This is a genomic window from Ensifer soli (assembly GCF_041928815.1).
Taxonomy (GTDB): Bacteria; Pseudomonadota; Alphaproteobacteria; order Rhizobiales; family Rhizobiaceae; genus JBHFEI01.
The window spans coordinates 1-13292 of sequence record NZ_JBHFEI010000020.1 but is presented as its reverse complement, the minus strand read 5'-3'; the positions used below and the strand labels follow the sequence as shown (position 1 = coordinate 13292).

Here is a 13292-nt window from a genome sequence, read left to right as displayed (position 1 = left end):
GTCCGCCATCCGCGACATTCCCACCCAACCCTCAATGGAGGCCGACATGAACCTGAACAGCAAGCGCGTGGCGCTATTGATAGAGGATGACTACCAGGAAATGGAAGCCTGGTATCCCTTCTACCGCCTGACCGAGGCGGGCGCGACCGTGACCGTCGTTGGACCCGGCCACAAGACCACCTTCGCGTCCAAGCTCGGCTACGAGATGGAGGCGACGCTTTCGATCAAGGACGCCAGGATCGCCGATTTCGACGCGGTCGTTGTCCCGGGCGGCTTTGCGCCTGATCATATGCGTCTTTGCCGCCCGATGATCGATTTCGTCCGTGACATGGACAAGGCCGGCAAGCTGGTCTCGGCCATCTGCCACGGCGGCTGGATCCTGGCCTCGGCCGGTGTCTGCAAGGGCCGCAAGATCACCGGCTATACGCCGATCAAGGACGATGTCGAAAATGCCGGTGGCACCTGGATCAGCGACCAGGCGGCCGTGATCGACGGCAACGTCATCACCGCGCGCACGCCGCCCGACCTGCCGGCATTCGCCGCGGCAATCGTCGATTATCTCGCCGTCGCGCAGCCCGCGCGCAAGATCGCCTGAACGTGCGGGCCGGCGCGGGTGATGCCGCGCCGGCCATCTGTCTATCCAAGAGCCTAGCGCCCGAAGGGCCGATGCGCCCGCGGAATTGGGGAGGAAAACCATGAACTATGCAAAGAAACCAGATCCCGTCGACGTGGTGATCGTCGGCGCCGGCGCGTCGGGAGGAACCGCAGCCAAGGTGCTCGCGGAAGCGGGCCTCAAGGTCGTCGGCCTCGATCGTGGCCCCTGGCTGAAGCCCGAAAAGGACTATTCCGGCGACGAGCTGAAATTCGTCAACCGCGATTTCCTGTGGCCGGATCCGAAGCTGAAGCCCCGCACGGTGCGTAAGGATGCCGACAGCCCGAGCGAGATCTTCCCGTTCTCGCCGTTGCCGCAACTCGTTGGCGGTGGCACCGTGCACTGGGCTGGCTGGGTGCCGCGCCCCACCGAATCCGATTTCAAGCTCAAGTCGTTGCATGGCGACGTCGCCGGCACGAGCCTGGTCGACTGGCCATTCACCTATCAGGATCTCGAACCCTATCTGTCGAAGGTCGAGTGGGAATTCGGCGTCTCGGGCCTCGATGGCGCCGACCGCAACATCCCACCGCGCAGCACCAAGTATCCATCCAAGCCGCTTGATCCGACCCGCTACGGAAAGAAGTTCTACGAAGGCTGCAACAAGCTGGGGATCAACGGCTTTCCGATCCCGCACGCGATGGTGACCAACAATCACAAGGGCCGCGTCGCCAACAACTATACCGGTTTCTGGAACCAGTACGGCGACCCGTCCGGCATGCGCTCCAACGCGGCCACGACCTTCATTCCCGAAGCGCTGGCAACCGGAAACTACGAGCTTCGCCCGGACTGCTACGTCGTGCGCGTCACCACCCATGCCAACGGCACCGCCAAGGGCGTGGTCTATATCGACGAGGACGGCAACGAGATCGAGCAGGAAGCCCGGATCGTCATTCTCGGGCTTGGTGCGATCGAATCGACCCGCATCCTCCTGATGTCCAAGTCGCCGCGTTTCCCGGACGGCCTGGCCAACAGCTCCGGCCAGCTCGGCAAGAATGCGACATTCCACGAATATCTCTTCGCCGTCGGCCTGTTCGACCGCGAGGTGGATGCGCCGCTCGACGGTTTTGCAGGCCATTACATCAGCGGCGGCTCGATGGACTTTTACGAAACCGACGAGAAGCGCGGCCATATCGGCGGCTGCATCATCTCGGCCTCGCAGGTCTGCCATCCGATCAACTGGAACTTCCCGGGCCGGCCGCTCTGGGGAAGTGCCGCCAAGGATGCCGATCGCGATTTCTATCGCCATGCGATGAAAATCGGCCTGATCCTGCACGACATGCCGGTCGAGAGCAACATGGTCGATCTCGATCCGGAGGTGCGCGACGCCTGGGGCATGCCGGTCGCGCGCATCACGCACAAGCCGCACCCCAACGACATTCACATGGGCAAGTGGCAGGTCGACAAGAACATGGAAATCCTGGATGCCGCCGGCGCCAGCAAGACCATTCCGGTCTATCTGGAGCGCTCGACCGGCAATACCTGCCACCAGCACGGCACGGCCCGCATGGGTCGCGATCCCTCGAAATCGGTGCTCAACGAATGGTGCGAAGCCCATGACGTGCCGGGCCTCTATGTCGTGGACGGGTCGTGCTTCCCGACCGCGCTCGGCGTCAACCCGACGCTGACGATCATGGCAGTCGCGTGGCGGGCCTGCGAGCATATCGCCGAACGCCATGCAAAGGGCAGACAGTAAAAGTGGCACGCCGGGCATAGTCCGGCGCAGCCCCTCACATCAGGGAGCGAGATTATGGTTGCGAAAACAGACTGGCCGGTGATTGCCCGCAATGTGCACGGCGAACCGCCGAAATTCTTCACCCAGCATGAATGGGACACGATCGAGGCGGCCACCGCCCGCATCTACCCGACCGATGATCAACCCGGCGCCCGCGAGGCCGGCGTCGTCAATTTCATCGATCTCTATCTCTCGGGGATCGACTATATCTACGCCAGCGGCGACGGCTCGGGATTCCTGCAAATGAGCGGCCGGCTGGCCGACGCCTGGCGGGAGCGGATCGGCGACATGCAGGCCAAGTATCGTGACGGCATCCGTGAGCTCGACGGGCTGGCGCAAGAGAACTTCAAGCAGGATTTCAAGGACCTGAGCGAGGCTCGCCAGGATGGCATCCTGGAGCTTCTGTCGGACCAGCCGAAGCCGGGCAAGGTGAGCCTGACGACGACGGCGCCGCTTGGCTCGGCACTGCAAGGCGTCGGCGACGACGGTCTCGATTTCTTCCACGCACTGTGCCTGCATACCCGCCAGGGCATGTTCTGCGATCCGGTCTATGGCGGCAACAAGAACCGCGTCGGTTGGGATTTCATCGGCTTCCCGGGTCCGAAATCGCTCAAGGACACGCTGGATTGCTCCTACAGCGTCAGGGATCGCTACAAGCTGGACATGCCCTGGGAAGAATTCGTGCCTTACCTCAAGACCAACAAGGCGTGAGACGCGGCCATGCTCGACAACGCTCAAACCGTACACGTCGTGCAGGTTGAAAACCTGCTGAAACGCTTCCCCGGAACGATCGCGGTGCGCGATGTCAGCTTCGCCATCCGGCGCGGCACCATCCACGCGCTCGTGGGGGAAAACGGGGCGGGCAAGTCGACGGTCATCAAGATGCTGTCCGGCGTCTACCTTCCGGATGCCGGACAGATCCAGGTGAACGGTCGCCCGGTGACGCTTTCCTCGCCACATGCGGCGCAGGAGAGCGGCATCAGCACCGTTCACCAGGAGCGCAACCTGATTTCGTCGCTGACGGCGATCGAGAACATTTTTCTCGGGCGCGAAATCCTGTCGTCGGGCCGGCTCGGCTGCATGGGCATGGTCGATCGCAAGGCCATGCTAGCGCGCGTCAACGGCCTGTGCGACGACTTCGAGTTCGACCGGCGCCTTCTGCAGCGGCCGATCGAGGAGCTTGACGCCTTGTCGCGGCAGGTCGTCGAGATCATCAAGGCGCTGGCCTTTAATTCCGAACTCATCATCCTCGACGAACCGACCGGCGGATTGAGCGAATCCGAACGCCGCAGCCTGTTCCGGCAGATGCAGCGGCTGCGATCGCGCGGCACCTCGCTTCTGTGGGTAACGCACCATCTCGAGGAACTCGTCGGCATGGCAGACGCGGTTACGGTCCTGCGCGACGGCGCGCTGGTCGATACCGTCAATGGCAACGAGGCCTCGCCGGAACGGATCGTGCGCATGATGGTCGGCCGCGATGTCGACAGTATCGAGAAGCTCGTGGCCGAGAGCAAGGCGGCCGGGACGGGGAACGCCGAAGGCAATGCGCTCGAAGTAGACAATCTCGGCAGCGTCGCCGGCCTGAGCGGCCTGAGCCTGACGCTCAAACGCGGCGAAATCCTTGGCCTCGGCGGACTACAGGGCGCCGGCTGTAACCGTTTGGTCGAAGCGATCATCGGCGCGACCCGCAAGACAACAGGTACGACGCTGCTGATGGGACAGCCGGTGCGCATCCGCCGCACGCGTGACGCCTTCAAGGCGGGGATCGCCTATGTGCCGAACGAGCGAAAGCTGCGCGGCATCTTGCCGATCTACACGATCGCGCAGAACATTTCGATTTCGTCGCTCGACCGCTTCTCAGCCGGCGGCATCATCCGCCGCCGCAAGGAAGACGAGGTCGCCAACAGCTTCTTCCGGTCGCTGCGCATCCGCGCCAATTCCGTCCACCAGCAGATCGTGCGACTGTCCGGGGGCAACCAGCAGAAGGCAATCATCGCCCGCGCGCTGACCACCGCGCCATCGGTCATCATCTTCAACGAGCCGACCGAGGGCGTCGATGTCGGTGCCAAGGTCGAGATCTACAGACTGATCCGCGATTTCGCCCGCAACGGTGGCGCAGCGATCGTCAAGTCATCCGACCTGATGGAACTGCTTGGCATCAGCGACCGCATCCTCGTCATGCGTCAGGGCAGGATCGCCGGCGAGTTGCCGGGCATTTCCGCATCGGACGATCGCAGCACGGCCACCGCGCTCGAGGAGCGCTTCATGTCGCTGGCAGCATCCTCACAGGAGTAATTCGTCATGCATCAGCAACTTGCAAGACTGCTGCGCCTGGAAGGCGCCCCGATCACCATCGCTTTGGTGGCGGTCACTGCGCTGCTCGGCTGGCTCAATCCCAACTTCCTGGGCGCCGGCAACCTCTCGTCGATCATCATCCAGTCGATCTTCATTCTCATCATTGCCGTCGGCATGACCTTTGTCCTGACTGCGGGCGCGATCGATCTTTCGGTCGGGTCCGTGCTGGGACTGAGCGGGGGCGTCACCATGCTGGCGCTGAGTTTCGGCCAGCCGACGGCAGTGGCGATCCTGGCGGGGCTCGCCGTGGGCGCGCTTTGCGGGCTGATCAACGGGCTTCTGATCACCGTGCTGAAGCTGTCCGACTTCATCGTCACGTTGGCGACGATGGGTGCCGCGGCGGGCCTCCTGCAGATCATGGCCTACTATCGACCCCTGCGTGGCGGTGAAACGGATGCGTTCACCTGGCTCGCCTACGGAACGCTGTTCGGCATCCCGTTTCCGATCGTCTTCGGCGTGCTGCTGGTAATCGTCCTGACCTTTCTGCTGCAGGCCACCACCTTCGGGCGGCAGGTCCGCGCGGCGGGCATGAGCCCGGAGGCGGCGCGCTTTGCCGGCATCGACGTCGACCGTGTCAAGCTGATCGTGTTCGTGCTGTCAGGACTGCTCGCTTCGGTCTCGGGCGTGCTGCTTGCCTCGCGGCTCGCCTCGGTGCAGCCGGCGCTCGGTCGCGGCTATGAGCTGCAGGCGATTGCGGCGGCCGTGCTCGGTGGCACAAGTCTCGCTGGCGGCCGGGGTTCGGTCGCGGGTGCCGCCATCGCGGCGCTGCTGCTGGCGGCCATCAGTGCCGGGCTGCAGATCGTCGGCGTCGATCCGACCTGGTATCAGGTGATCGTCGGTACCGCGATCCTGCTTGCGGTCGCGTTTCACAAATGGTCCGACCGCTTTCAGGAGCGCAACATCTTCCAGCCGCTGGCCGACAATGGCGCAAACGGCAAGACCCGCAGCGGGGAGAACTCCGGACCGGCTGGGCACGGCGGTTCACAAGCCCCCCGTATCCAGCAGGCCGCGATCGGCACCGAATAGGAGGAGAGAAACATGCATTCTCAAGCGCCCGCAAAATCACGCCGCCTTTCGTCCATCGTCAACCGCCCGGGCAGCGGGATGGTCATCTTCCTGATCGTCGTTTCGATCGCGATGTCGTTTGTATCCCCGTTCTTCCTGACCTGGATGAACTGGGCCAACATCCTCAACCAGTCGGCTTTGCTGATCCTTCTTGCCATGGGCATGACGATCGTACTGATCGGCGGCGGCATCGATCTCTCGGTAGGCGCGATCGCCGCGCTGTCGGCCGGCGTGGTCGCCTGGCTGATTGCCACCGTCGGCCTGCCGCTGTGGCTGGCCCTGATTGCCGGCATCTGCGTCGGGCTTGGACTCGGGATCCTCAACGGCCTGATCATCGCCGTGATGCGCATTCCGGATTTCGTCACCACGCTGGCGATGCTCGCGCTGATCCGTGGCGTACTGTTCGTCTGGACGCAGGGCGTGCCGCTGATCAATTATTCCAGCAAACCCTACATGATGCTCGGCGGACTGACGCGCCTGCCATTCAGCCTCACCGTGCCGGAATTCATCACGGCCGCGATTCTCATCGTCGGCATTCTGATCATGAAGGATTCCCGTGTCGCCCGCCATCTCAAGGCTACGGGAGAAAATCCTGACATTGCCCGCCTGTCCGGCGTCGATGTCAAGAGCATCAAGATCGGCACCTATGCGATTTCAGGCCTGCTGGCGGGTATCGCCGGCGTTCTGATGGCCGGCCGCTTGGGCACCGTGCAGCCCAACATGGCGAGCGGCATCGAGGTGCAGGCGCTGGCGGCAGCCATCATCGGCGGCGCGGCACTGACAGGCGGCAAAGGCAGCCTCGTGGGCGCGGCGCTCGGGGCTCTGGTGCTGGTGGTGATCCAGAACGTCATCAATCTCAGCGGCATTCCGCCCGTCTTCGAGACCTTCGTGATCGGCATGGTCATCCTCGTCGTGATCATCATGGAGCGCGCCTCGGCCATCTTCGCCGTCAGGGCACGCACAGCGTGAACCCGCAGCGAAGGATGGGCCCGGCATTCGATATTGTCGGGATCGGCGAATGCATGGTGGAATTCCATGCCGAGGAGCCGGTCCATGGCGCCGGCCTGTTCCGGCGGGGTTATGCGGGTGATATCGCCAACAGCCTCGTGCACGCCCGGCGTCTGGGTCTTTCGGCGGCATTCTTGTCCCGGATCGGCGATGATCTGTTCGGCTCCAGCCTTGTTGCCTTTCTCGAAAGGGAAGGTATCGACCTCGGCTGCGCGCCGATGGTTGCCGGCGACAATGGCCTCTATTTCATCGAGACCGACGATGAGGGCGAGCGCCGCTTTGCCTATCGGCGCGCCGGCAGCGCGGCTGCAGGCATCGGCCCTGAAGACCTCGATGCCGATCTGCTGGGCACTGCCCGCTTCGTGATCGTGTCCGGGATCACCCAGGCGATCTCGGCAAGCGCAGAGCGTCTGGTCGCCGTAGCCTGCGGGCTCGAAGGCGCGCCGGGCAGAACAGTCTATGACCCCAACTACCGGCCGATGCTCTGGAAGCCTCGAGGTGGGCTTGCCGCGGCGAAGGCGGCATTTCAGGCAATCTGCGGCCGGGTTCTATGGCTGATGCCGAGCTATCCGGCAGATCTGCCGCTGATCGATGCCTCCTACATGGACGAGATCGCCGCAATCAAGCGATTTGCAACGCTCAGCGGCGCCTCGGTCGCGCTTAAGCTCGGCGAGCGAGGAATCCTGCTGCTGCATGAGGGCAAGATGCAGCAGGTGCCGGCCGTCCGGGTGGACCGGATCGTCGACACCACAGGTGCCGGCGACGGCTGGAACGCTGCCTTCCTGCATGGGCTGATCGTGCAATCTGATGTCCGCGGCGCGGCTGCGGCGGCGAATGCCTATGCCGCACGGATCATCGGACATCGCGGGGCGATTGCGCCCACGGACCCACCGGTTGCTCGTCCGGCATCAGGATCGGCCATCGGCGCTTGAGACTGTGCTTATGACCGTTTCGCTCAGCCGCGAAAATGCGGTTCGGGCAGGCCCTCGACATCCGTTCGCATCTTGAGCACGGCGCCTGCGAGTGGCTCGCAGCGGCGCTGTTCGGGCGTGAGCTGGAAGAAGGCCGTGGTGATATAGAGCGTCCGGTAATCGGCGTCCCCGAAAGCGAGACAGGTGGGATTGCTGACGGGCAGGTCTACTTCCAGCAGGGTCTCTCCGGCCGGGCTGTAACGGACGATCCTGCCGCCGCCCCAATGGGTGTTCCAGAGGCAGCCTTCGGCATCGACGGTGGAGCCATCGGGCAGTCCCGGACGCCCGGACAGGCTGTGGAACGGACGAGCCGCCGCGAGCGGTCCGGCGCCGTCATAGTCGAAGCGCACGATGTCACCCGTCGGCATGTCGGAGAAATAAAGTGTTCGGCCGTCCGGGCTGAAGCAAGTCGAGTTGGCGCAGCGAATGCCCGTCATCACCGTCTCGACCCGGCCGTCCCGGCAGAGCCGGTAGAGGCCGCTGTCTGGCTTGCCGACGCCGCCTTCGTTGATCCCGCCGCAGAGGAAATTGCCGTCCCGGTCGCAGCGCCCGTCATTGAGGCGAGTATGCGGGAGTTCGGGCTCCACCTCTGCAACCGTCTCATAGCGGTCGGTGACGGGATCGAAGACGCCGAAACTCTTGGCAAGGCCGACGACATAGCCCGCGCCCTGGCGGAGGCCGACCGCGCCGATACGATTGGGCATGCTGTGTCCGACGAGCCTGCCGCTGCTCGCGTAGCGCCAGAGGCGGCCCCGGTGGATATCGACCCAGACGAGGTCCCCGGAGCGATCGTCCCACACCACGCTTTCGCCGAGTTCATGGCGAACATCGACCGCTATCTCGATTTTGTACATCGTCGCCTCCCCCGGATTTCGCACAGGCAAAACCGGGCGAGACAGGCATTCGCCCGCCGCGCACGGCCTGTTTCAGAGCCCTCAGAGTGCCTTGGCGCCGAGCGCCCAGGCCTGCAGGGCATCCACGCCATCGACATTGTCCTTCTGGACGAGGACAACCGGCACATTGTTGACCTTCGGCACCGTCATGCCGAGCGCGCGGATGGCGAAGGCCGTTTCCACTAGCCTGATGCCCTGTCCGACGCCACCAACCGAGATGGTCGCCGAAAGGCGGCCTTCCCGGATCGCCTGAAAGCCGGATTGCAATCCGTCGGCACCGATGGTGATGATGCCGTCAGTCCCGTCCCAGTGCTTCATCCCGAGCGAGTCGATGGCCTGCGAGGCGCCGAGCGCCATTTCCTCGTTCTCGCCGTAGATGGCATTGACGTCGGGATTGGCGGTGAGCAGGTTCTGGGCGGCGGCAAAGCCCTTGTCGCGCACATAGCCGCCGTCGGCGAGGCCCACGGACTTCAGGTCCGGATACTCGGCGAGCACCAGGTCGAAACCCTTCTGGCGGGCCTCCGACCAGATGGAGCCGGACGGGCCCCAGATTTGCAGCACCTTGCCCTTGCCGCCCAGCTTTTCGGCGATGAACTTGCCGGCGACATAGCCCGATTGCATGATGTTGTCATAGCCGACCGAGCAGGTATCGCTCACTTCGCCGATTGGCCACAGTTCGATCGGCATGTTGAACTGGATGATCGTGATGCCCTTGGCGCGGGCATCGGCGTAGATTTTTTGCGTATCCTTGTAGTTGCCGGCGGTGCAGACCATGATCACGTCCAGACCGGCGGTGATCCAGTTCTGGATGATGTTGTACTGTCCCTCGACGGAATTGAAATCGCCTGACGGCGAAGCCCGCTGCCACTCCCACTTGACGCCGAAGCGTTCTGAATAGTTCTGCGCCTGGCGGTAGGCGGCGTGTTCCATGATGTCGAAGAACTCCGACAGGATCGGCGGCGTGAAGCCGACCTTGATCACCTTGCCCTCGACAGCCTTGCGAATGATCGTGTCATACTCCGGCGTCGCGAACACGCCATCCGCAGCCATGGCCGGCGCGGCCGTCAACACATTCCCCGCCGTTATCATCGCAGCGCCCGCGATCGCCGCCGGAGCGCCCTTCAGCAGGCCCCGGCGCGACAGCGCCAATGCACTCCTGTTCATGTTTTCATCTAGCATTGCCGTACTCCTCCCAGATGGCCGTGCGGTTTCCGAACCGTCGGCCGGTTGCTGAATTGCGGCCGGTGCTCCAGCCCCCGGCCTCAAGCGTTTTCCGAAAGCCATTTCGGTCGCCAGACCGAGGCTGACAACAGGATATCCTGAACGCTGATTGATATCTTACATCTGATGTATTAGATATGTAAAGCGCGTTGTGCCACTCCGCTGGTGCTAAAAACGGGGCAACAAGGGGCGTGGTCTGTGGCTTGGAGGATGCAAGGTCTTGAAACGATTTATGAATGATCCCAAAACCGTCGTCACCGATTATCTTGAGGGCCTTTCGGCAGCGCATCCGCATCTGGTGAAATTCGATAGAGAGGCTCGGATTCTCGTCCGGGCCCGGCGCCCCGAGCGCCCAAAGGTGGCACTGATTGCTGGCGGCGGCTCCGGATGCGAGCCGCTGCACACCGGTTTCGTTGGCCCCGGCATGCTCGACGCGGTCTGCCCGGGTGCGATCTTCACTTCGCCGGTGCCGCGCCAGATCATTGCTGCGACCCGCGCGGTCGATTGCGGGGCCGGGCTCATCCACATCGTCAAGAATTTCACCGGCGAGGTGATGAATTTCGGCATGGCGCAGGAGATCATGGCCTTCGACGACATCACGGTCGAGACCGTGCTCATCAACGACGACGTCTCGATCAAGGATGACGACGACAGCGCCGGCCGGCGCGGCCTGGGTGCGACGGTGCTGGTGGAAAAAATCGCCGGCGCTGCGGCCGAGGCCGGCGCCGATCTCGCCACGGTTGCCGGCATCGCGCGGCGGGTGGCGGCGCGCTCGCGCACCTTCGGTGTCGGGCTCACCTCCTGCACGCCGCCCGAGCGCGGCCAGCCGATCTATCGCATGGCCGACAACGAGATGGATCTCGGCATCGGCATATCCGGTTCGCCGGGGCGCGACCGCGTGCCGTTGTCGAGCGCTTGCGACATCGCCGCGATCCTGCTGGACGAAGTGCTGTCAGACCGGCCGCCGGCGCCGGCATCGCCGCTTCTCGTGCTGCTGTCGGGGCTCGGCGGCACACCCGATGCGGAACTCTACCTGCTTTATGGTGAAATCGACCGGGCACTTCGGGCAAGGGGTCTGAAGCCTGCGCGCTGCCTGGTCGGAAATTTTGTCACCTCGCTGGAGCAGATGGGCGCGTCGCTGACACTTCTCGAACTGGATGACGAACTGCTGTCATTGTGGGACGCACCCGTTCATACTGCCGCAATGCGCTGGGGGATGTGCCCATGAAACGCTTTATGACGACGGCAGACATCGCCGCCTGGCTGACGATCTTTGCGTACCGGGTGGACGCGGAGACCGACCGGTTGAGCGAGCTTGATGCCGCCTCCGGCGACGCCGATCACGGCGCCAACCTCAGGCGCGGCGTGGCGGCGATACGCAGCCTTATCGACGCACAGGGCGACCAGGGGCGACCGGGCGAATACTTCAAACAGGTCGGCCTCACGATTGTCGATACCGTCGGCGGATCGAGTGGCGCGCTTTATGGAACGATCTTCCTCAGGTTTGCCGCGACTGTGGGTCCGGCCAGCGATGTCGTTGATGGCGAGACGATGGCGGCCGGACTTGAAGCCGCATACCAGGGCATTGTCGATCGCGGCCGCGCACGGTCGGGCGACAAGACCATGTATGATGCCCTCGAGCCGGCTGCGCGGGCGTTTCGGGCAGCGTTTGCTTCCGGTGAGGCGATCCAGGCCTGCTGGAGGTCTGCAGCCGACGCAGCGGCCGCCGGTGCGGCCGCCACCGCATCCATGCGCGCCCGCCGTGGCAAATCGAGCTATGTCGGCGAAAAGAGTATCGGCACGGTCGATCCCGGTGCCGCGTCGGTTGCCTTGCTGATCGCAGCGGCAAGCGAAGCTATGAACCGCGCCGAGTTTGCCGGAGACTCCAACTCGTGAGAAGTAGGGTCTATGACAAGCAAGACGACGAACAAGTTTTCTCCTGAAGTCCGCGCCCGCGCCGTTCGAATGGTTGTCGATCATGAAGCAGAGCATCCTTCGCGGTGGGCGGCCGTGTCTTCCATAGCCGCCAAGATCGGCTGCTCGGCGCATACGCTCAATGAATGGGTGAAGAGGGCTGAGGTGGACAGCGGCAAGCGAGCTGGCCTGCCGAGTGACGTCGCCGAGAAGATGAAGGCTCTGGAGCGGGAGAACCGCGAGCTTCGTCAGGCCAACGAGATTTTGCGCAAAGCCTCTGCGTATTTTGCGATGGCGGTGCTCGACCGCCCACTGAAGCGATGATTTCCTTCATCGACGAACACCGCTCGGTGCTCGGGGTCGAGCCAATTTGCAGACTGCTGCCGATTGCCCCGTCCACCTATTATGAGGTCATCGCCAAGCGCACGGATGTGGACCGTCTGTCGGCCCGCGCTCGACGCGACATTGCCATGAAGGTCGAGATACGCCGGGTGTTCAACGAGAACTTCCAGGTCTATGGCGTGCGCAAGGTCTGGCGACAGTTGCAACGCGAAGGTTACGACATCGCCCGCTGCACAGTCGCTCGGCTTATGAAGGCAATGGGGCTACAGGGCATAATTCGCGGCAAACCGATCCGCACGACGGTCAGTGACAAGACCGCGCCACATCCGCTCGATCGGGTGAACCGGCAGTTCTACGCTCCCGCGCCGAACATGCTGTGGTTATCCGATTTCACCTAGAGCATTTCTGGTGATCTTGGGATCACCTTCAACGCTCTATGCTCTTGTTTTTACCGTATTTTCCGACGCCGAAGCGATCACGCTTCGGCTGGAAATGCTCTATGTTGCGACCTGGCAGGGCTTCGTTTACGTGGCCTTCGTCATTGATGCCTTCGCCCGCCGGATCGTCGGTTGGCGGGCAAGCCGGACTGCCCACGCGGGCTTTGTGCTCGATGCCCTCGACCAGGCACTTCATGATCGGCGGCCCGTCAAACGTGGCGGGCTGGTTCATCACTCGGACCGCGGCTCGCAATATGTGTCCATTCGCTATTCTGAGCGATTGGCAGAGGCAGGCATCGAGCCCTCCGTTGGTAGCGTTGGCGATTCCTATGACAACGCGCTCGCCGAAACGATCAACGGCCTTTACAAAGCCGAGGTCATCCATCGCCGGGGACCATGGCGCAACTACGAAGCCGTGGAGTTCGCCACGCTCGAATGGGTGGACTGGTTCAACAATCGACGCCTTCTGGAGCCCATCGGCAACATACCCCCAGCCGAGGCAGAAGAACGATACTATGCCGTGCTGGACGCGCCAGCCATGGCCGCATAACTTAAACCAAACGGTCTCCGGTAAACTCGGTGCGGTTCAAATGTCCTTCAGTGGCGCCGCACTTGACTGCGCGCCTGGTCTGACCCCATTGGGTGGTCCGGTTTCAGTCTTAGTGCATGATCGGCTTTTCAACCATCGCCTGTGCCGATGAT

12 protein-coding genes, 2 pseudogenes and 1 other annotated feature are annotated in these 13292 nt (G+C 63.3%); of the genes and pseudogenes, 11 read left to right on the top strand and 3 right to left on the bottom strand.

Translation table 11 applies throughout. The features are described from left to right. Nucleotides 1-34: 34 nt before the first annotated feature. The 5 genes from ACEVQ6_RS21045 to ACEVQ6_RS21025 all read left to right on the top strand — a co-directional run bounded on the left by ACEVQ6_RS21045 (nt 35) and on the right by ACEVQ6_RS21025 (nt 5765). Complete coding sequence (locus ACEVQ6_RS21045; protein WP_374891013.1) at nt 35-595, top strand: type 1 glutamine amidotransferase domain-containing protein; 561 nt, start codon at nt 35-37, stop codon at nt 593-595. Between the two features lie 100 nt (nt 596-695). Further along, the gene (locus ACEVQ6_RS21040; RefSeq protein ID WP_374891012.1) at nt 696-2345 is read left to right on the top strand and encodes a GMC family oxidoreductase; all 1650 of its coding nucleotides are present in this window, start codon (nt 696-698) and stop codon (nt 2343-2345) included. Nucleotides 2346-2399: 54 nt separating this feature from the next. Then, nucleotides 2400-3095, top strand: coding sequence for a gluconate 2-dehydrogenase subunit 3 family protein (locus tag ACEVQ6_RS21035; RefSeq protein ID WP_374891011.1), 696 nt, complete (start codon nt 2400-2402; stop codon nt 3093-3095). Between the two features lie 9 nt (nt 3096-3104). Beyond that, nucleotides 3105-4679 (top strand): sugar ABC transporter ATP-binding protein, encoded by a 1575-nt coding sequence (locus tag ACEVQ6_RS21030; RefSeq protein WP_374891010.1) that lies wholly within the window; start codon nt 3105-3107, stop codon nt 4677-4679. Nucleotides 4680-4685: 6 nt separating this feature from the next. Further along, nucleotides 4686-5765, top strand: a complete 1080-nt coding sequence (locus tag ACEVQ6_RS21025; protein ID WP_374891009.1) for an ABC transporter permease — start codon at nt 4686-4688, stop codon at nt 5763-5765. A gap of 20 nt (nt 5766-5785) precedes the next feature. Here ACEVQ6_RS21025 and ACEVQ6_RS21020 read toward each other — a convergent pair whose 3' ends face one another. Further along, complete coding sequence (locus tag ACEVQ6_RS21020) at nt 5786-5962, bottom strand: hypothetical protein (RefSeq protein WP_374891008.1); 177 nt, start codon at nt 5960-5962, stop codon at nt 5786-5788. Here ACEVQ6_RS21020 and ACEVQ6_RS21015 point away from each other — a divergent pair. Together ACEVQ6_RS21015 and ACEVQ6_RS21010 are read left to right on the top strand one after the other, a co-directional pair. Continuing rightward, complete coding sequence (locus ACEVQ6_RS21015; protein WP_374891007.1) at nt 5961-6773, top strand: ABC transporter permease; 813 nt, start codon at nt 5961-5963, stop codon at nt 6771-6773. The genes ACEVQ6_RS21020 and ACEVQ6_RS21015 overlap by 2 nt on opposite strands. A gap of 14 nt (nt 6774-6787) precedes the next feature. After that, the gene (locus ACEVQ6_RS21010; protein WP_374891006.1) at nt 6788-7744 is read left to right on the top strand and encodes a sugar kinase; all 957 of its coding nucleotides are present in this window, start codon (nt 6788-6790) and stop codon (nt 7742-7744) included. A 23-nt stretch (nt 7745-7767) separates the two neighbouring features. Here ACEVQ6_RS21010 and ACEVQ6_RS21005 read toward each other — a convergent pair whose 3' ends face one another. Together ACEVQ6_RS21005 and ACEVQ6_RS21000 are read right to left on the bottom strand one after the other, a co-directional pair. Beyond that, nucleotides 7768-8637: an SMP-30/gluconolactonase/LRE family protein gene (locus ACEVQ6_RS21005; protein ID WP_374891005.1), complete on the bottom strand. Its 870-nt coding sequence runs from the start codon at nt 8635-8637 to the stop codon at nt 7768-7770. 81 nt (nt 8638-8718) lie between these two features. Then, entirely contained in the window at nt 8719-9855 is a 1137-nt protein-coding gene (locus tag ACEVQ6_RS21000; protein WP_374891004.1) for a sugar ABC transporter substrate-binding protein, read from the bottom strand. Nucleotides 9856-10117: 262 nt separating this feature from the next. Here ACEVQ6_RS21000 and ACEVQ6_RS20995 point away from each other — a divergent pair, with 262 nt between their 5' ends. The 4 genes and pseudogenes from ACEVQ6_RS20995 to ACEVQ6_RS20980 form a co-directional block, all read left to right on the top strand. Further along, nucleotides 10118-11125 (top strand): dihydroxyacetone kinase subunit DhaK, encoded by a 1008-nt coding sequence (locus ACEVQ6_RS20995; RefSeq protein WP_374891003.1) that lies wholly within the window; start codon nt 10118-10120, stop codon nt 11123-11125. Beyond that, the gene (gene dhaL, locus ACEVQ6_RS20990) at nt 11122-11793 is read left to right on the top strand and encodes a dihydroxyacetone kinase subunit DhaL (RefSeq protein WP_374891002.1); all 672 of its coding nucleotides are present in this window, start codon (nt 11122-11124) and stop codon (nt 11791-11793) included. The genes ACEVQ6_RS20995 and dhaL overlap by 4 nt, the downstream gene beginning before the upstream one ends. Before the next feature lie 12 nt (nt 11794-11805). Further along, a pseudogene (locus ACEVQ6_RS20985) lies at nt 11806-12548 on the top strand (IS3 family transposase); the annotation flags it as partial. Further along, nucleotides 12090-12206: a sequence feature (AL1L pseudoknot), on the top strand. It overlaps the preceding pseudogene by 117 nt. A 103-nt stretch (nt 12549-12651) precedes the next feature. Next, nucleotides 12652-13140 (top strand): annotated as a pseudogene (locus ACEVQ6_RS20980) (IS3 family transposase); the annotation flags it as partial. Between the last annotated feature and the right edge of the window lie 152 nt (nt 13141-13292).